The organism is Isoptericola sp. NPDC060185 (genome assembly GCF_042728595.1).
Lineage (GTDB): Bacteria > Actinomycetota > Actinomycetes > Actinomycetales > Cellulomonadaceae > Isoptericola.
Genome location: NZ_JBHWYY010000087.1, coordinates 1 through 17,326, shown reverse-complemented (window position 1 = coordinate 17,326; position 17,326 = coordinate 1). Strand labels below are relative to the sequence as shown.

Sequence of the window (17,326 nt, the reverse complement as noted above, 5' to 3'; positions counted from 1 at the left end):
CGATGAGGGGGCGGGGCTCCTGGCGTCTTCGTGCTGCGGGCTCGCAGCCCTACTCCCCTACGGCCTCCTCGGCGCTCGCGGCGATGCGCGCGCGGAGCACGCCGGCGGTGGCGGTTCGCGTGGCCTCGTCGGTGTCGGGCCACAGGTGCGCGTAGGTGTCGAGGGTGGTCTTCGCCGAGCTGTGCCGCAGGCGCGCCTGCACGACCTTCACGTCCGCGCCGTCGGAGATCAGCAGCGAGGCGTAGTAGTGCCGGAGGTCGTGGAAGCGGAACTCGGCGGGCAGGTTGGCCCGCTTGCGCGCCGTGCGGACCGCGCGCTGTAGCTTCCACGGCCCGACCTGCTGCCCGAGGTCGTCCGTGAGGATCCAGGTGTCGGAGGGGTGGGCGGCCAGGTGGGCGGCGAGCTGGTCGACGAGCTCGCGCGCGACGGGGATGGGCGTCTTCGACTCCTCCGTCTTGAGCGGGTCCTCGGGGTACTGCACCGCCGGCCGGATCACGTACTCGAGCCAGGCGACGTCGTCCTTCCGGATCCCGCACACCTCGGCGTCGCGGAGGCCGGCGAACGCACCGAGCAGCACCGCGGCCCGGTATCGCTCGGGCATGGCGTCGTGGAGTGCCCACATCTGCTCGGTCGTGGCGATGAACGTGCGCTGGCGGCCCGCCGGCGGTGCCGTGCGGCGGGAGCACGGGGACCGTGGCACGAGGCCGTCGTGCACGGCGTCGGTCATCAGCTGCGCGAGGCGGGCGTGCAGGGCGTAGACGTAGGACGGTTCGAGCGGCTCGTCCTGCAGCTGCTTGATCCACGCCTTCACGTGTGACGGCCGGAGGGCGCTCAGGCGGTGCTTGCCGAGCCCCTTCTCGATCCGCGCGAGGTGGGTGCGCGCCTGTCGGATCGTGGAGGGTCGGCCGCTGTACGCCTCGATCCACTCTGTGCACCACTGCGCGACGGTGAGCTTGGCGCGGGCGGGGTCTACGTAGGTCCCCGACTTGACTGACACGGCGACGTCGGCGAGCCAGTCCTCCGCCTCCTTCTTGAGGCGGAAGTGCTTTGCGTGCTGGCGGCCCTGCTCGTCTCTGTAGCGGGCCCGCCACTTGCCGTCTGGCCTCTTCGCGAGATTGGCCACGGCTCCTCCTGAACGTTGGAATCGCGGGGGGGGGGGGGGGCTTCTAGAGCCTCATCCCCCGGCAGCAGCGACGACTGTCGACGGGAGCGTGCCGGCGACGACGCAGAGGTACGCGAGGTCGCGCGCGGTGAGGTCGTCGGCGACCAGGCGGTCGAGGACGTCGGGCGGCACGGCACTGCGGTGGATGTCCCGGGCTCGGAGTGCGTGGAGCGTGGCGAGCGACGTCGCGGAGGTCCCGTCAGGAACGGAAATTGATTTCATGACGGAACAGTAATTCGGCTGAAACGGTACGAATACTTGAGAACCGGGTGAAACTCAGTCTCGCGACTCTTCGCGTGCGGCCCGCTCCTCAGCGCGCGCCCAGAGCAAGGACGCCGTGACGCCGAGCGCCTTCGCGACCTTCGTCAGCATCTTGTTGGGGATGTCGCCGCCGCCCGGCCCGAGGTATCGGTCGAGGGTCCGCTTCGGCACCCCGGACTTCTCGGCGAGCTCCGCGACCGTGAGGCCGGCGGCAACCCGTTCACCGTTCACGGTGGCCAGAAGCGCTCTGACCAGGGTGTCGGCGTCGTTCTCGTAGGTGTCCATACCCGGAGAGAGTACGCCGTTACGGCGTCTGATACGCCAGGTCGGGCGCATTTTTCGCCCCGTCTCACACACCCTGTATCCGGGTGAACTCTGGCACGCTCGCCAGATCAACGTTGCCGTTCGCCATATTTGGCGCTACGGTCGCAACATGAACGCACCCCAGGTCTCCGAGGTCATGAAGGTGATCGACGAGCGCCGCAAGGAGCAGGGCCTGTCCGTGACGGACATCGCGGCCGCTGCCGGCCTCGGTGCGCGCAGCGTCGAGCGGTACTTCGCCGGCGTCCGGGACTTCAAGGCGTCCGCCGCGGTGAAGCTCGCGGTGGCGCTCGGGACGACGGCGTCCGACATCTACGGCGAGGCCGAGCGCCGCTCCAACTGACCGCCAGGAAACAGCAAGGGCCGGCCGCCCCCGCCAAGAAGCGCCGACCCTCACCAGACACGAAGGAGAGTACCCGTGAACCGTCGGATCATGCTCATCCCCGCGGTGGCTGAGCGCACCGGGATGCCGGAGGGCACCCTGCGCTTCCTCCGCCACGAGGGCAAGGGCCCGCGCAGCTTCAAGGTCGGCCGCCGCGTCGCCTACTACGAGGACGACGTCGACGCCTGGCTCGACGAGCAGTACGCCGCGACCTCTCGCGGCGGCGCCGTCACCGCCCCCGCCAAGACGCAGCTGGTGGTGGCCCGATGACCACCAAGACGGTGACGCCGGACGGCGTCCTCTCGTTCGACGGCGCCACCTACGACCCGTCGGCCGACTCCGGCCTGTTCCGGTGCCCGCGCCTGGGCTGCTCGTTCGCGTCGGGCTGGGCCGGTGGCCCGGTCGACCTGGACGAGGACTACGACCCGATCCGCGACCACATGGACTGGCACGCCGAGCAGGACGACGCGGCCCCGATCGACGCCGTCCCGGGGGTCGAGCGTGACCCGGCCGCCGTCGCCCCCGAGGTGCCGCGCCTGTCGTCGCCGGCGGGCCTGCAGGCGCTGCTGCACGGCCGGGTCGCGCCCGCCTCCGCCGCGGTCGACGAGGCCGCGACGAAGGCGCTCGCGGACGTGCGCGCCCAGGCCGACGTCGTCGCGGCCGCGCTCGACTGGTACGGCTCGGAGCCGGGCATCCCCGAGGGGCGCGCCATGTCGGCCCTCGACGTCGCGTGCTCCCGCCTCGTCGAGCTGCGCGGAGGCATCCGGTGAGCGACGCGCCGGAGTCCCGCGACGTCGACGACCTCCTCGCCGACCACGCCGCCACCAACAGCCTCGCCGCCCTCGCCGCGACTACTCCGCGCGACGACGACGGCGAGCCCGACCTCACCTCGCAGGGGGAGGAGAGGACGGCCGACGCGCCCCGCGTGACCATGCACACCGCGGGGCGCGTCGACCGGCACCCGATCGGCCACGCGGTCACCCTGCTCGTCGCGCTCGCGGGGGTCTACGCCGGCGTCGTCGTCGAGCTGACGGCCCCGCTCGCGTCGGGCGGCCAGCTCATCGCGGGCCCGGTCCTCATGCTCGGCGGCGCCGCGCTCCTCGCCCGCCTCGTCCACGTCACGCAGCGGAGGGCCCACCGATGACCGCCACGACCATCACCCCCGCCGAGGCCGGTCGTCGCGGCCGCGCCCGCTCGATGAAGGGCGTCACGCCCGAGCAGGTCGCCGCCGGCCTCGCCGCGATCGCGAGCGTCCGCCCCGGCACCGAGTTCTCCGTGAACCTCGTCCGCCACCAGCTCGACGCCGTGCACTTCCCGCACCGCGCTCGCGCGGGCCTGTTCGCCCGCGCCTGCGCCGACCGGCTCATCGAGCCCGTGTACTACCCCGGCACCCGCGACCCGCGCCGCGAGCCGTCCACCGGCTTCACCGCGCACCACGCCCTCGTGAAGCTCTACCGCCGCACCCCCACGGGGTAGACCGTGCTCCTCGCCGACGTCGACGAGCCGCTCTGCGAGCACGGCGTACCGGTCGCCCGGACCCTCCGGTCCGGACGCCCCGCCTGCCCCATGTGCCGGCGGCACGAAGACGCCCGCGAGGAAGCCCGACGGCAGACCATCGCCACCCTCGCCCGCATCGCCCACCCCCGCGCCGACACCACGGCGCTCGCGGCCCACGACGACTGACCCCCCGCCCCGCCTGACCACCAGGAGACACCCGTGACCGACCTGCACCCCGTCCCGACCCCGCGCGACGTGCGCGGCATGACGTACCCGCTCCCGGACGAGCCCAACCCCGAGGGCGCGCCCGTGTACGCCGCGTCCGACGAGCTGCCGCTGCGCGACGCCACCCCGGAGGAGGTGGACGGCATCACCCGCATCGTCGCGACGGCCGTCGGCCTGGACCCTGCCGACGTCGTGGAGCGCGTCCGCGCCGTGCCCGTGCTCGACGCGCCGGCCCGCCAGGACGCGCCGTCCGAGCGCGTGTCGCGCCCGTCGGGCGAGCGCACGCCGTTCGACATCCGTGTCCGGATGCTCGACGAGACGGCGGCCCCGGTCTTCGTGTCGAACGTCGTGGAGTGGAAGTGGCGCGAGGAGGGCCGCCTGGACGTCTACGCCGTCGTCGACGACCGCGTGCACCGTGTGGAGTCCTGGGGCCCGTACACGGCCGCGCGCGTCTCCCGCGTCCGGCCGGCGGTGCTGGCGTGAGCGCCGCCCACGCGCCCGAGGTGGCGCGCCCGACCCTCGTCGACCCGACGTCGCTCGTGCTGGGCGAGAACGTCCGCCGCACCGTCGTGATGAGCACCGCGTTCAAGCGCGACGTCGCGGAGAACGGCGTCCGTCAGCCGATCGCCGTGAAGCACGACGCGCTCGGCAACCTGCAGGTCGTCACCGGCCAGCGCCGCACCCTCGCCGCCGTCGAGGCCGGCCTCCCGTCCGTGCCCGTCTACCTCGTGGACGACATCGCCGACGAGGCCGCCCGCATCGTCGAGCAGCTCGGCGAGAACCACCACCGGCTCGGGATCACCCAGGCCGACGACGTCGCGGCCGTCGCGCAGCTCGCCCTGTTCGGCTGGTCGCCGGCGAAGATCGCCAAGCGCACCCACCGCCCCAAGGACGACGTCACCGCCGCGCTGGCGCTTGCGGAGGTCGATGAGGGCACGCGCACCGCGGTGCACGGCGCCGGCGTCGACCTGGTGACCGCGGCGAAGATCGCGGACGTGGCCGCCGGCGACGTCGAGACCGCCGAGCGCCTCGTCGAGGCGGCCATCGACGACCCGTCCGACATCGACCACGAGATCGAGCGGACCCGCCGCGACATCGCCGAGCGTGAGGCCGTCGAGAACCGCCAGCGCGAGCTGCGCGCCCAGGGCGTGACCGTGCTGGACGTCCGCGCGGTGACCTACGGGCAGGGCGCACGCGCCGAGAACCTGAGCAGCCTCACCGACAAGCCGAACGCGAACGGCACCGCTCCCGCGCTCGACGTCACCGAGCACCAGATGTCCTGCCCGGGGCACGCCGTCTACGTGTGGGCGAGGAGCGTCGACGACGTGCGCGAGGAGACGTACTGCACCTCCTGGCGTGAGCACGCGCACTTCAACCGGCACGCCCGGAACACCGCCGGTGCGACGTCGGGCGCCACGCCCGAGGAGGCGACCGCTGAGCGCCGCCGCGTGATCGCGAACGGCAAGGCGGCCGAGGCCGCCGAGACGGTGCGCCGCGAGTTCATCCGCTCGCGCTTCGTGGGCCGCGCGGTGAAGCCGACCGACGCCGAGGTGCAGCACGCAGCCCTCATGATCGCGATCGGCAACCCGCACGAGTTCGGCGTCCACCAGGTCCTCGACGACCTGGTCGCCGACGCGTCGACCTCGGCACACGTGAAGGCCATCCGCCGCAGTCCCGACGGCGGCAAGCGGTACCTCCTCGAGGCCGCGATGGCGATCGGCGAGGACGCCATCAAGGCGAAGGGCGAGCTCGCGTTCTGGCGCCGGCCCGCCGCGGACAACAACTACACCGGCGCGCCGGCCCTCGGCGCCACCCACCTCCGGTTCCTCGCCGACGCCGGGTACGGGCTGTCCGAGCTCGAGCACGCCTGGCTGGACGCCTACGAGACGAAGGAGGCGTGACGTGGCCACCGCGACCCTGACCCGCGCCCACCGCCCCGCGCGCCGCCCCGCGACGGCCGAGCAGCCCATCATCCCGGCCGCCCCCGGCTGGGAGGACGAGGCCGTGCGCGCGATCTACGCCGCCCAGCTGCGCCACGCGGCCGCGCACCTCGCCGCCGGCGTCCGCGACTCCCGCCGCATCCTCTCCGAGGCGCTCGCGGCCGCTCAGGCCGCCGTGCCCGCCAAAGCGTTCGCCCTCCGCTGCTACGTCGCCGCCGCGCTCGACCCGCGCATGGACGCCGAGCGCCTCCACGCGGAGGCCCTCACGGTGCTGCACCTCGGCGGCGTCGGGTTCATCGCCCAGGACACGGCGCTCGCGGCCGCGGTCGCGTACCTCGAGGGCTGGGACCACCGTCAGCGTCTGGTCGCGGGGCGTGCCTCGTGAGGGCCGCCGGCACTACCGCCGCGGGCGGCTACGTGGGCGGGGCCCTCACCCTCCCGACGGGACGCACCCCCGCCGACCTGGACGCGCTGCGCGAGCGGCGCGAGGCCGAGGCGGCACGCCGCGCGGCCACCAACCCGTTCGCGCAGCCGTCGGGCCAGCCCGCCACGAAGTCGACGTCGCGCCTGCACGGCGCCGCCCTCGTCAGCACCGAGTACGAGAAGGCCGCGTTCACCACGCCGCCGCCCGCCCTGATCGACCGCACCGAGGAGGTGCCCGTGCCCACCCAGAAGCCCGCCCGCCGCGGCCCGAGGAGCGGCGAGACGCGCGAGTCCCGCGAGATCCGCAACCGGCAGATCGTCACCCTCTACACGAGCACCGAGGAGGTGCTGACGATGCAGGAGGTCGCGGACCGCATCGGGGTCTCGCAGGCGACGGTGAGCGCCGTGCTCAAGGGCGCAGGCGTCGAGGTCCGCGGTCGCTGGAAGGGCAACCCGGTGCCGCCGTCCAAGGTCGCGGAGCAGGTCGCCGCGCGCCCCGACGCCAAGCCCGCCCCGCGCCCGCGCGTGCGCCGGGTCCGCCGTCTCGACGGCGAGCTCGGCCGCGGCTTCGTCTGGACCTGCCCCCGCCACAAGGTCATCCAGGTCGGCGTCAAGGTCACGTTCCCGATGGCCGTCATCGACCTCGCCGCCCACTTCCGCAAGGACCACCCCCAGGAGGCCGCCGCGTGACCGCCACCGAGACCCCCACGAAGGTCGCCGCCCCGCCCGTCGACGTCTACGTCGGCCGCGCGTCCCTCCGCATGGCGCTCGCGGCGGTCCTGCCGCACGTGTCGACGGAGGACGAGCTCCCGGTGCTGCAGCGGGTGCGGCTGCAGTTCGTGGACGACAAGACGGTCCTGGCGGTCGCGCTGGACCGCTACACCGCGGCCGCCGCGTACATCGAGGTGCAGGACGTGCTCGAGCTGCCCGAGCTCGCGACCGTGGACATCGAGCCCCGGTCAGCGCGCGAGGTCCTCGCGGTGCTCACCCCGCCGGCGGAGAAGCACGCCCGCGCGCAGTGGGAGACGCAGGCGTTCCACCTCGTCGTCACGCCCCACGAGGTCACGTTCACCGAGGAGGGCGCCCTGCTCGACGGGCGCTCGCTGACGGTGCCGCGGATCCCGACGGACGACGTGGTGCGGCCGGGCGGTGGCTTCCCGGACGTGCCGCGCCTGATCGCGGCCACGCTCGGCCTGCCCGCGGCGGACCAGCTGCGCACCGCGCTGAACCCGGTGCTGGTGACCCGGTGGGTGAAGACGGCGAACGTCTACGGCCTGCCGCTCGAGGTGACGCCGCGGGCCGGCCGCGACGAGTTCCACGACGGCGCGTGGACGGTGCGCGTCGACAACGGCCAGGTCGTCGGCGTCATCATGCCGATGAGCCGCGACGCCGTCGCCCAGATGGAGCACGAGACCCGGTGGGCGAACCTGCTGCGCCGCGCAGCCGGCGACTACCGCGAGGGCCTGCTCGAGGAAGAGAGTACCGGCAGCCTCGCCGCCGTCGTCGACCGCATCTTCGACGCGACGACCAACGCGGACAAGGAGCCCGACCTCGAGCAGGACATCGTCGAGGCCGCCGTCCGGCTCGTGCTCACCACGCAGTTCGGCTCGCCGAGCATGCTGCAGCGCAAGCTCCGCATCGGGTTCGCGAAGGCCGGCCGCCTCATGGACGAGCTGGAGCGCGTCGGCGTCGTGGGCGAGTCCGACGGATCCCGGGCCCGCACGGTGCTCGAGCCGCCTGAGGCGATCGACGCCGTCCTCGCGGAGATCCGCGCGGAGCGGGAGGCCGACCGGTGACGAGCCTCCTGTTCCTCATGCTCGGCGCGCTCGCTGGCCTCGTGCTGCTTTGCGTGGCCCTGCTCGTGTTCGCGACGTGGACGCCGCGCCTGCGCCGGCACGTCGCCCTCCCGTGCGTCCGCTGCGGCCGTTGCTGCTGCACCGAGTGCCGCGCAGCCCGCCGGCAGGGCCCGTGGCGGGCGCCGGCGGGCGGCGGGTACCACGCGTGTCGCGCCGTCGACGCGTCGGTCCTGCGCCCGTGCCCGCGGTGCGGGCAGACTCCGTGCCGCGGCGCCGGCTTCTCCGCTGACGGCCTCTCGTACAGCTTTTCGTGCGCGGGCACGGTGGGCGACAAGTCCCAGGCCGAGCTCCTCGCCGACGACACGGACGGCTGATGGCCGCCCCGCTGCGGCCCCTGTCCCGCGCCGAGTACCGCGCCCAGGTCGCCCGCGACATGTCCGAGGCCGCCCTGCAGACCCGCGTCCTCGGCCTGGCCCGCGAGCTCGGCTGGGAACTCGGCTACCACACCCACGACTCCCGCCGCTCGCAGCCCGGGTTCCCGGACCTGGTCCTGCTGAGCACGGCCCGCCGGCGCCTCGTCATGGCCGAGCTCAAGACCGAGCGTGGCCGCGTCTCACCCGCGCAGCAGTCGTGGCTCGTCGGCCTCGCGGCCGCCGGCATCGAGCGGCACGTGTGGCGGCCGGCCGACCTCCTCGACGGCACGATCCTCGCCGTCCTCACCCGGGAGGAGGTGACGACGACGTGAACCTCTGCGACTCCTGCGGTGGCCCGACCAACCCCCAGACGGGCGAGTGCCGATGCTCCGACTGACCCACCACCGCCCCGTCCCGACTCCCGGAAGGAGCCGCACCCCTTGCCCTGGATGCGCACCGGCGACAGCGCCGCCACCTACCCCGCCGTCATGGCGACCGCCGGCCTCCACACCGCTGACGAGCGGACCGTGAACGAGGTCTTCGGCTTCGTCAGCCGGTGCGCCATCCAGTCCGCCGCGCACACCACCGACTACGTCATCGACGTCGGCACCGTGCAGATGATCGGCGGCGCTCGCTGGCGCGACCTGATCAGCCAGTGCGTCGCCGTCGGGCTGCTCGAGGTGGTCCTCGCGGGCCGCACCTGGCGCCTCGTCCAGGACCCGGAGTTCATCCACCTGCGGCTGCGCGCCGAGGTCACGTGGGAGCGTCAGCAGCGCGACGACACCCGCAACCCGGCGCTCAAGGCGCCCGTGCTGCTCCGCGACGGCGACAACTGCCGATGGTGCGGCCTCCTCGTGCAGTGGCGCGGACGCAAGAGCAACCGCACCGGCACCCTGGACCACCTCGAGCCGGGCACCGCCGGCACCGTCGACACGATGGTCGTCGCCTGCCTCGGCTGCAACAGCGCCCGCGGCGGCAACGTCGACCTCTGGGACGACAACCACACCGTCCGCACGCCCCCGACGTCGCCCCGCTACGGCAAGGCGACCACGAAGTACCTGAACGACAACGGCCACCCCGAGATCACCGAGAACGTCTCGAGCGACGACGGCGCAGCGCCCCAGGCAGCAGCGGACCCCGCACCCGAAGGTGTGCGACCCGCAGCGCCGGCAGCAGCCGCCCCCGCACGCCCCACGGCAGTGCGAGCAGCAGCGCCCCCGGCAGCGCGTCCGAAGTCCGCCCCGAAGTCGCCTCGGAACTCAACCCCCAAGGTCGACAGAACGGATTCGACCGGGTCGGGTCGGGACGGTTCGGGTACTCACCACACCAGTACGGGGCCGCGCGCACGACCTGATCTGTCACCCGCCAGCACGACCGAGCCCACCGCCCAACCCCCGCGCCCTCGCCGCCGTCGTGGCCGGCGTGGAGGTGCCCGCCCTCGCCCGACCCCCGGAGGTACCCCCGCATGAGCAAGCACCGTCCCGAGCGGACCGAGCAGGAGGAGATCCTCGACCGGATGGCCGAGCGCGTCGCGCAGCTCGTCGACCCCTGGTTCGACTACGTGTCTCAGTGGATCCCGGCATCTCAGCAGACGTGGCAGGAGCGTCGCGACCCGGCCCCTGGTGCCGAGGGCCCCCGCCCCCTGCCGCGCGCGGTCGTGCGCTCCACGACGATCCAGCACGACCCGCTCCTCACCCAGCTCCTCAACCCGGCCGACGACTCGTCCGCCGGCGGCTCGTCGGCCGGCCCCTGCTCACGGCCGCCGACGAACATCGAGGGCATGGCCGCGCACCAGGACATCCAGTTCGGCACGCAGACCTGGTGCCGCGTGCTGGTCGGCCAGGCCATGCCGTCCGGGCCGGCCCGTCGCCTGCGCCGGCTCCTCGAGCTCGCACCAACCCTGCCGGACACGATGCTGCGCAACCTCGACGCGGACGTGATGCGGTGGTGGGCGCTGGCTCGGACCGCGACGACGTGGGCCGACCCGCCGTGGAAGCCGAACGTGCGCTGCCCGGTGTGCGGGGTGCTCGGCAAGGTCCGGGTGCGGCTGTACCCGACGACGGCCTACTGCCTGGACTGCGGGACAGCGTGGGACCACGCGACCGTCGACGAGCTCGGCGCCGCGGTGCAGCTGGCCGCCGAGCACGCGGCCGTGGCCGCGACGATCGGGACCCGCCCGTCCGGCCCGTGCACGACCTGCGGCCAGGTCCACGAGCCCGGGGACTTCGCCGACCCCGACGTGTACCGCGCCCACACCCCCGCGGCCCTCGTCGGCCGCACCACGCCCGACGTCGTCGGTACGGCGTGGCGGCCGTGAGCGCGCCCGAGCCGCGCGTGGTCACGTTCGCAGGCCAGGTGGAGGTCACCCGATGCCAGCTCGAGGGGCACTCGTGGGCGGTGCTCGCCACCGTCGCCGGCGTGCGCGTGCACCAGGTGTGCACCCGGCCCGGCTGTACCGCCGACCGAGTCGTGCGTGACTCGCCGTGATCGTGGGTTGGTCGCACGCGACGGGGTGATGCGCTACTCTGACGGCGGCGGGTTCGTCATGCCCGCAGCAAGGCCCGACACCGCTCCCCGGTGCCGGGCCTTCGTCGTACCGGGCGGAGGTGACCGTGCCTCGTCTCGTCGTGCTGCTGTTCGGCCCGCCCGGCGCCGGCAAGTCCACACTCGCCCACCAGCTGGCCGACACGCTCGGCCTGCAGGTGCTGGACCATGACGACGCGCAGTGGAGCAGCGAGCGGCAGTTCATCGCCGCCATGCGCGCGGTCGGCACGAACCCCAACGCGTCGGCCGTGGTGATCCGCACCGGCGCTTCCTCGACTGCCCGGGCCAAGGCGCAGCAGCTGGTGCGAGCGACGCACGGCTATCTCCTCGACCCGGGCTTCGACGTGTGCGCGCAGCGGGTGCGCGCGCGACGGCGTGCCGTGCGCGACGGGCTGCGCGGCGTGACCGCGTGGTACGCCGCCCACGACCGCATCGACCGCGTGCCGGCCTGGTCCGGGCTCGAGGACCTCGACTGCACCGCGTGGCGCCCGATCCGCCTCACGCAGCGCGGCACGTCCTACGCCGAGAAGCTGCACCGGTACGGCGGCGCGCACCAGGCCGCGCGCCGCGCCTGGGCGGCCCGGCTCCCCCGGCCCTGCACGGTGTGCGGCCGCCCGGTCCTGCCGGGCAGCAACTGGCACCTGGACCACACGGACGACGGCGCCGGCTACCTCGGTCCCGCGCACGCCCGGTGCAACACCAGCAAGGGCGGACGCAAGGGTGGACGCGCGCGAGCTCGACGCGAGCGACGCGACGTCGTGACCGCGACGAGACGACTCGACCTCTGACCTCGACAGGAAGATCTCCGGCCGCGCGGCGCGCGTCGTCGCGCGACCGCGCCGGATTTTTTGCGGCCAGCCCTCCCCCTCACCCCCGAACCACCAAAGTTTTCACACACGGCTCGTGATATTTTTCGGGTCTCACCCGCTGTTCGTCCGTGTCGTCGCAGGTCAGAGGGGTCTACGCGGGTCTCAGCAGGACGTGCCCCCCTGGGGTATGCCGGTGGGCGCGAGACGCGACGCTGCGGCATCGCAGGGCGAACCGGACGATCTACGGCGTTCGGGCGGTGATGGCGTGGTCACGAAGCGTCAGGGCGAGCGGGTGAAGAAGGCTCGCAAGACAGGAAGTTCTCCAGCCCGGCAGGGGAAGTGCTCGGTGTGCGGTGAGCCGATCCGGCTCACGGCGCGCAGCAGCGCGACGCCGAAGCACCGCGCCTGCCGCGCCGGCGCTGACCGCCCGGCGGCCGCGACCGACCGCGCCGCGTACCTGCGCGGCGTACTCGAGGGGATCCAACGCTCGATCGACAAGGCGCCGCCGGAGAAGCGCGCGCCGCTGTACGGGCAGCTGCTCGCGTGCGAGGCGCGCATCGCGGCGCTCCCGTCGGCCGACGGCTCGCAGTCGCAGGGGAAGGCGGGTGACCCGGTTGACGAGATCGCAGCCCGTCGAGCTGCTCGGGGAGGCGCCGTCGCGCGCCTGGGTCACGCCGCAGAGCGTCCGCGCTAGCTCCGCGCGCGACGTCGTCGACCTGTCGGCGTCGTTCGGCCTGGTCCTCGACGGCTGGCAGGAGGAGATCCTCGAGGCGGCGCAGGGCGAGCGCACGGACGGTACGTGGGCGGCGCAGCGGGTCGGCGTGACGGTGCCTCGGCAGAACGGCAAGTCGCAGCTGATGGTGTCGCGGATCCTCGCGGGTGCGCTGCTGTTCGGCGAGAAGAAGATCGTCGTCAGCGCGCACCAGCAGGACACCGCGCGCGAGGCGTTCGCGAAGCTCATGGAGCTGATCGAGGCGGACGACAACGTCGCGCTGCGGCTGCGGGTGAAGGCCGTCATGAACGCGCTCAACCGCGAGGCCGTCACGTTCACCACGGGCGCCAAGGTCCAGTTCAAGGCGCGCTCCGGCGCCGGCGGGAAGGGCTTCTCGTCCGACTGCCTGCTCCTCGACGAGGCGCAGATCCTCGGCTCACGCGCGTGGACGTCGATCAACTCGACCATGTCCGCGATGCCCAACCCGCAGGTGTGGCTCCTCGGCACGACGCCGCAGGAGGAGGACGACTCGTTCGCCTTCGACGCGGTCCGCCGCGCGGCGCTCGCGGGCAAGTCCACGAACGCGGCGTGGTGCGAGTGGGGCGTCGAGGTCGACAGCGAGGAGTACCGGGCCGCGCAGGACGACCTGGCGGCGCGGAAGTGGACGCCGGCGGTCGAGTACCTGTGCTGGTCGGCCAACCCCGCGTGGCTGACGCGGATGAACCACGAGGTCGTGCAGGGCGAGTTCGAGACCTACGACCCGGCGAAGTTCGCCGAGGACCGCCTCGGCATCTGGCGGGACGACGCGTCCGGACAGCTGATCATGCCGCGCTGGCCCGAGCTCGTCTCGCCGCGCCCGAAGGACGCGCCCGTCGTGGCGCTCGGCGTGGCCGGCGACGTCGACCACGCGTGGCTGTCGCTGGGCGCGGTGCTCGGCGGCGAGCGGCCACACCTGGGCTCGGTGCTGCGCTCCCCGACGCGGGAGCGCGGGAAGTTCGTGGCCGAGGTCGCGCGGATCCAGTCGGAGCAGGGTGTGCCCGTCGTCGTCGACGGCGGCGGGCCCGCGTCCACCGTCATCGCCTACCTCGAGGCGGCCGGCGTCATCGTGACCCGCCTGGACCTGCCCGGGTACGTGCAGGCGTGCGACGACCTGGTGCAGGCCGTCGACGCCGGCACGGTCGAGCACGGCGGGTACGACGAGCTCGACGCCGCGGTCGCGGCCGCCGGGTGGCGGCAGATCGGCGACCGCCGCGCGTTCGCGCGCAAGGGCGGCGACATCAGCGCGCTCGAGGCGTGCGCGTGCGCGCTCTCCGCGACGCGCGAGGAAGCCAACTACGACGTCATGTCCTCGATCCTGTGAAGGGGGTCAACGTGAAGCGCCTCACCGTGAAGCTCCCCTCCGTGCGGCGACCGACCATCGGCGAGACCTCGGCCGGCCTCATGGCCTGCGGCGCGCTCGCCGTCGGCGCTGGACTGTGGCTGGCCGTCGGCCTCGGCGTGGCGCTCATCGCCGTCGGCGCGATCGCCGTCGGGGCCGCCCTGCTCCTCGGGTGGCAGTGATGGGGTGGCTCAACGCAGGCGTGGAGAAGCGCGCCGCTGGGGACGAGTGGATCGACACCGCCGGCACCGCCCAGACGATCACGACCGAGCGCGCGACGTACCTGACGCCGGTGTTCGCGTCCATCCGCACGATCGTGGACTACGTCTCGACCCTCACCCCGCGGTTCTACCGGCCCGACGGCGCCGGCGGCGTCGTGGAGATCGGGACGCCCGAGCTGTTCCGCAACATCGAGCTCGAGTACGGCACGGAGAACTGGCTCGGCCAGGCGATGTACGCGACGGTCACGGACGGGAACGCAGTCGGCCGCATCCGGTCGGTCTCCGGCTACGGCGGCAACCTGCCGCTGATGATCGAGTGGTCGCGGGACTGGTCGCCGACGAACGACGAGCACGGCACCAGGTGGTGGTACCTGAACGGCGCGCAGACACCGGCCTCGCAGGTGGCGCACATCCCGTGGCTCGTGCCCGAGGGACGGCTGCTCGGCATGTCCCCGATCCAGCACTACGCGTCGATCGTGGCTGCGGGCCTGTCGGCGCAGGAGTACGCGGACGTCAAGCGCGGCGGCGGGATCCCGCCCGCGGTGCTGAAGAACCAGATGCAGGTGCTCGACGGCAAGGCCGCGGAGAAGGTGCAGAGCCGGGCCGTGACGTCGTTCGCGTCCGGCAAGCCGTTCGTGACCGGCAAGGACTGGGACCTGACCATCGTGTCCGTCCCGCCGGCGCAGGCGCAGTTCATCGAGACGCTCAAGCTGACCGCCTCGGAGATCGCGGCGATCTACGGCCTGGACCCGCGCGAGGTCGGCGGCAACGCCGGCGACTCGCTCACGTACTCCAACGACGAGTCCCGGGCCCGGAACCGGGCGCACAACATGCGCCCGTACATCAAGCGGCTCGAGCTCGCCGTCGCGCGGTGGCTGCCCGGCGGGCAGTTCATGCGCCTCGACGTCGCCGAGACCATCCGCCCCGACATCAAGACCCAGACGGACATCATCGGCGCGAAGCTCAAGGACGGCCGTCTGTCCCTCAACGAGGCGCTCGCCCTCGACGATCGCCCGCCCATCGCAGGCGGCGACTACCGCAACGTGCCCCGGCCCGACCCCGCGCCGGCAACCCGTCAGGAGGACGCATGACCAGCACCGCTGAGCGTCGGTTCACCACGGTCCCGGTCGAGACCCGGGCCGCGGCCGCCGACAAGCGCACCATCGGTGGCTACGCCGCCAAGTTCGACACCACGTCCCGCAACCTCGGCGGCTTCGTCGAGACCATCGCGACCCGCGCATTCAACAAGTCGCGCGGCGACGGCTGGCCGGGCGTCATCGCCCGGTACAACCACGACGACAACATGGTCCTCGGCACCACCGGGGGCGGCACGCTGCGCCTCGGTGTCGACGACATCGGCCTCACCTACGAGGCCGACCTGCCGTCGGCCCGCGCGGACGTGCACGAGCTGATCCAGCGCGGCGACGTGCGGCAGTCGTCGTTCGCGTTCGTCGTGCACGAGGACGAGTGGGGCGAGACGGACCAGAACTTCCCGATCCGCCGGCTGCTGTCCGTCCGCCTGCTCGACGTCGCCCCGGTGAACTCGCCGGCCTACGAGGACACGAGCGTCGGCGTGCGCTCCCTCGCCGACGAGCAGCGGTCCGTGGGGGGCGCGCTCGTCGGCCCCGCGGCCGCGTTCGAGTCCCTCGCCCGCGCCAAGGACGCGTCCGTCGACGAGGTCCGGGCGCTCGCGGCCGAGGGCGAGCTGCGGAAGTTCTTCCGCCGCACGGACGAGGCCCCGCCCGCGTTCACGGTCCGCGACGCGCTGAAGGCGTGGCGCTGACCTGACGACCAACCGGCGCAGCGGGCAGGGAAACCACCCGCTGCGCAGGTAGCACCACCAGCACGATCCGGCAGGGCGCAACCCACCGGGACCCACCACCCAACGAGTCCCGGAAAGGGGACACCCATGTCGTCTCTGACGAACAGCCTGAAGGAGCTCGTCGACTCGATCGACACCCGCCAGGCGAACCTTCTCAACGAGAGCGTCCGCTCCGGCAACCCGGTGCTGTCGGCCGAGCAGAAGCAGGAGCTCGACAACCTCGCCGAGGCCCGCAAGGACGCCGCCGAGCGGCTGCGCAACGCCGAGCAGGGCGAGCAGCGCGCGAAGGACCTCGAGGAGTCGTTCCGGCGCGAGCACGGCGGCCCGGAGGACGAGCAGCGCGGCGGCGTCGACTCGGAGTTCGCGAAGTGGGTGCGCGAGTCGCGCGCCGGCGAGTCCTACGACGTCGCGATCGAGTCCCGCGCCATGTCGGCCGCGGGCGGCACCGGCAAGGCGGGCGTGTCCACCCAGCTGTGGGAGCACGCCGTCGAGTCGTCCGAGATCCTCAACTACGCGACGCTCATGACGACGGCGGACGGGAACACCATCCCCATGCCGCGCGCCACGATCCACGCGGAGCCGGACGACGCCGACATCCCGGCGAACGGGCCGATCACGGAGAGCGACTCCACGCTCGACACGGTCGACCTGGGCGTCGCCAAGCGCGGGTACATCACCTACGTCCCGAACGAGCTCCTGCAGGACGCCACGTTCGACGTCGAGGGGTACATCGCGCGCAACGCCGGCCGCCAGCTCGGCCTGAACGTCGCCGCGGCGGGCGCCGCGGCCGCGAAGGCCGGCTTCACCGTCCCGGGCGTCACCACGCTCCCGGGCGACACGGCGAGCCTGGGCGACCAGTCCCAGATCGGGCACGGCTCGGACTACCTGGTGGACCTCTTCTACTCGGTGATCGCGCCCTACCGCGCCTCGCTGAAGTGCGCCTTCGGCATGTCCGACGGCGCGGCCGCCGTGGTCCGCAAGCTCAAGACCGCGGACGGCAAGCCGGTGTGGGAGTCGGCCCTGGTCGCCGGCCAGCCCGACCTCATCCTCGGCAAGCCGGTGTTCATCGAGCCGAACTTCGACCCCTTCGGCCTGGCGAAGAAGCCGATCTACTTCGGCGACTGGTCGGCCCTCGTCGTCCGCATCGCGGGCGGCCTGCGGTTCGAGCGGTCCGCCGAGGCCGGGTTCGGCAACGACCAGACGGCGTTCCGCGCCCTGGTCCGTCGCGGCGCGGTCGGGCTCGACCCGACGGCCGTCAAGCCGCTGGTCACCAACGCCGCGTGACCGCCCGCCGGGGGGGGGCCCGGGGGGGGGCCCCCCCCCCCCCCCACCCCCCCCAGGGGGGGGGCAAAAGGGGGGGGTAAAAGTGGGGGCCGGGGGGGGGGGCAAAGGCCCGGCCCGCCCGGCCCGGGGGAGATTA

At 73.4% G+C, this 17,326-nt stretch carries 26 protein-coding genes; 23 read left to right on the top strand and 3 right to left on the bottom strand.

Annotation, left to right across the window (positions count from 1 at the left end; all coding sequences use genetic code 11):
• Nucleotides 1-49 precede the first annotated feature (49 nt).
• The 3 genes from xerC to ACFWDO_RS18930 are packed head-to-tail and all read right to left on the bottom strand — an operon-like array spanning nt 50 to nt 1,708.
• Nucleotides 50-1,123, bottom strand: coding sequence for a tyrosine recombinase XerC (gene xerC, locus ACFWDO_RS18940; RefSeq protein ID WP_380322759.1), 1,074 nt, complete (start codon nt 1,121-1,123; stop codon nt 50-52).
• A gap of 51 nt (nt 1,124-1,174) precedes the next feature.
• Nucleotides 1,175-1,384 (bottom strand): hypothetical protein, encoded by a 210-nt coding sequence (locus tag ACFWDO_RS18935; protein ID WP_380322762.1) that lies wholly within the window; start codon nt 1,382-1,384, stop codon nt 1,175-1,177.
• Nucleotides 1,385-1,438: 54 nt separating this feature from the next.
• Nucleotides 1,439-1,708, bottom strand: coding sequence for a helix-turn-helix domain-containing protein (locus tag ACFWDO_RS18930; protein ID WP_380322765.1), 270 nt, complete (start codon nt 1,706-1,708; stop codon nt 1,439-1,441).
• Between the two features lie 148 nt (nt 1,709-1,856).
• Here ACFWDO_RS18930 and ACFWDO_RS18925 point away from each other — a divergent pair, with 148 nt between their 5' ends.
• From ACFWDO_RS18925 to ACFWDO_RS18815, 23 genes are all read left to right on the top strand, one after another.
• Nucleotides 1,857-2,087 carry a helix-turn-helix domain-containing protein gene (locus ACFWDO_RS18925; RefSeq protein ID WP_380322768.1) on the top strand — a complete coding sequence of 77 codons (231 nt, stop codon included), beginning with the start codon at nt 1,857-1,859 and terminating at the stop codon, nt 2,085-2,087.
• A 75-nt stretch (nt 2,088-2,162) separates the two neighbouring features.
• Entirely contained in the window at nt 2,163-2,396 is a 234-nt protein-coding gene (locus ACFWDO_RS18920) for a helix-turn-helix transcriptional regulator (protein ID WP_380322771.1), read from the top strand.
• Nucleotides 2,393-2,896 carry a hypothetical protein gene (locus ACFWDO_RS18915; RefSeq protein WP_380322774.1) on the top strand — a complete coding sequence of 168 codons (504 nt, stop codon included), beginning with the start codon at nt 2,393-2,395 and terminating at the stop codon, nt 2,894-2,896. The genes ACFWDO_RS18920 and ACFWDO_RS18915 overlap by 4 nt, the downstream gene beginning before the upstream one ends.
• A complete protein-coding gene (locus tag ACFWDO_RS18910; protein WP_380322777.1) occupies nt 2,893-3,270 on the top strand; it encodes a hypothetical protein in 378 nt (125 codons plus the stop codon). The genes ACFWDO_RS18915 and ACFWDO_RS18910 overlap by 4 nt, the downstream gene beginning before the upstream one ends.
• The gene (locus ACFWDO_RS18905; RefSeq protein WP_380322780.1) at nt 3,267-3,602 is read left to right on the top strand and encodes a hypothetical protein; all 336 of its coding nucleotides are present in this window, start codon (nt 3,267-3,269) and stop codon (nt 3,600-3,602) included. The genes ACFWDO_RS18910 and ACFWDO_RS18905 overlap by 4 nt, the downstream gene beginning before the upstream one ends.
• 3 nt (nt 3,603-3,605) lie before the next feature.
• Nucleotides 3,606-3,809: a hypothetical protein gene (locus tag ACFWDO_RS18900; RefSeq protein ID WP_380322782.1), complete on the top strand. Its 204-nt coding sequence runs from the start codon at nt 3,606-3,608 to the stop codon at nt 3,807-3,809.
• Nucleotides 3,810-3,842: 33 nt separating this feature from the next.
• Complete coding sequence (locus tag ACFWDO_RS18895; RefSeq protein WP_380322785.1) at nt 3,843-4,331, top strand: hypothetical protein; 489 nt, start codon at nt 3,843-3,845, stop codon at nt 4,329-4,331.
• The gene (locus ACFWDO_RS18890; RefSeq protein WP_380322788.1) at nt 4,328-5,749 is read left to right on the top strand and encodes a ParB/RepB/Spo0J family partition protein; all 1,422 of its coding nucleotides are present in this window, start codon (nt 4,328-4,330) and stop codon (nt 5,747-5,749) included. The genes ACFWDO_RS18895 and ACFWDO_RS18890 overlap by 4 nt, the downstream gene beginning before the upstream one ends.
• A 1-nt stretch (nt 5,750) precedes the next feature.
• Complete coding sequence (locus tag ACFWDO_RS18885; protein WP_380322791.1) at nt 5,751-6,173, top strand: hypothetical protein; 423 nt, start codon at nt 5,751-5,753, stop codon at nt 6,171-6,173.
• Nucleotides 6,170-6,901 (top strand): hypothetical protein, encoded by a 732-nt coding sequence (locus tag ACFWDO_RS18880; protein WP_380322793.1) that lies wholly within the window; start codon nt 6,170-6,172, stop codon nt 6,899-6,901. The genes ACFWDO_RS18885 and ACFWDO_RS18880 overlap by 4 nt, the downstream gene beginning before the upstream one ends.
• A complete protein-coding gene (locus ACFWDO_RS18875) occupies nt 6,898-8,007 on the top strand; it encodes a DNA translocase FtsK (protein WP_380322796.1) in 1,110 nt (369 codons plus the stop codon). Before ACFWDO_RS18880 ends, ACFWDO_RS18875 begins: the two co-directional genes overlap by 4 nt.
• Complete coding sequence (locus ACFWDO_RS18870) at nt 8,004-8,381, top strand: hypothetical protein (RefSeq protein ID WP_380322799.1); 378 nt, start codon at nt 8,004-8,006, stop codon at nt 8,379-8,381. Before ACFWDO_RS18875 ends, ACFWDO_RS18870 begins: the two co-directional genes overlap by 4 nt.
• Nucleotides 8,381-8,752 carry a VRR-NUC domain-containing protein gene (locus ACFWDO_RS18865; RefSeq protein ID WP_380322802.1) on the top strand — a complete coding sequence of 124 codons (372 nt, stop codon included), beginning with the start codon at nt 8,381-8,383 and terminating at the stop codon, nt 8,750-8,752. The genes ACFWDO_RS18870 and ACFWDO_RS18865 overlap by 1 nt, the downstream gene beginning before the upstream one ends.
• A 108-nt stretch (nt 8,753-8,860) precedes the next feature.
• Entirely contained in the window at nt 8,861-9,889 is a 1,029-nt protein-coding gene (locus ACFWDO_RS18860) for a hypothetical protein (RefSeq protein WP_380322805.1), read from the top strand.
• Entirely contained in the window at nt 9,886-10,737 is an 852-nt protein-coding gene (locus tag ACFWDO_RS18855) for a hypothetical protein (RefSeq protein WP_380322808.1), read from the top strand. Before ACFWDO_RS18860 ends, ACFWDO_RS18855 begins: the two co-directional genes overlap by 4 nt.
• Nucleotides 10,734-10,907, top strand: coding sequence for a hypothetical protein (locus tag ACFWDO_RS18850; RefSeq protein WP_380322811.1), 174 nt, complete (start codon nt 10,734-10,736; stop codon nt 10,905-10,907). The genes ACFWDO_RS18855 and ACFWDO_RS18850 overlap by 4 nt, the downstream gene beginning before the upstream one ends.
• 125 nt (nt 10,908-11,032) lie before the next feature.
• The gene (locus tag ACFWDO_RS18845; RefSeq protein WP_380322814.1) at nt 11,033-11,752 is read left to right on the top strand and encodes an AAA family ATPase; all 720 of its coding nucleotides are present in this window, start codon (nt 11,033-11,035) and stop codon (nt 11,750-11,752) included.
• Between the two features lie 286 nt (nt 11,753-12,038).
• Nucleotides 12,039-12,467: a hypothetical protein gene (locus ACFWDO_RS18840; protein WP_380322817.1), complete on the top strand. Its 429-nt coding sequence runs from the start codon at nt 12,039-12,041 to the stop codon at nt 12,465-12,467.
• Nucleotides 12,388-13,845 carry a hypothetical protein gene (locus ACFWDO_RS18835; protein WP_380322820.1) on the top strand — a complete coding sequence of 486 codons (1,458 nt, stop codon included), beginning with the start codon at nt 12,388-12,390 and terminating at the stop codon, nt 13,843-13,845. Before ACFWDO_RS18840 ends, ACFWDO_RS18835 begins: the two co-directional genes overlap by 80 nt.
• An 11-nt stretch (nt 13,846-13,856) precedes the next feature.
• Nucleotides 13,857-14,045 carry a hypothetical protein gene (locus ACFWDO_RS18830; protein WP_380322823.1) on the top strand — a complete coding sequence of 63 codons (189 nt, stop codon included), beginning with the start codon at nt 13,857-13,859 and terminating at the stop codon, nt 14,043-14,045.
• Nucleotides 14,045-15,175, top strand: coding sequence for a phage portal protein (locus ACFWDO_RS18825; protein WP_380322826.1), 1,131 nt, complete (start codon nt 14,045-14,047; stop codon nt 15,173-15,175). The genes ACFWDO_RS18830 and ACFWDO_RS18825 overlap by 1 nt, the downstream gene beginning before the upstream one ends.
• Nucleotides 15,172-15,867 (top strand): HK97 family phage prohead protease, encoded by a 696-nt coding sequence (locus tag ACFWDO_RS18820; RefSeq protein WP_380322829.1) that lies wholly within the window; start codon nt 15,172-15,174, stop codon nt 15,865-15,867. Before ACFWDO_RS18825 ends, ACFWDO_RS18820 begins: the two co-directional genes overlap by 4 nt.
• Before the next feature lie 126 nt (nt 15,868-15,993).
• Nucleotides 15,994-17,190, top strand: coding sequence for a phage major capsid protein (locus ACFWDO_RS18815; protein WP_380322832.1), 1,197 nt, complete (start codon nt 15,994-15,996; stop codon nt 17,188-17,190).
• The last annotated feature ends 136 nt before the right edge of the window (nt 17,191-17,326 follow it).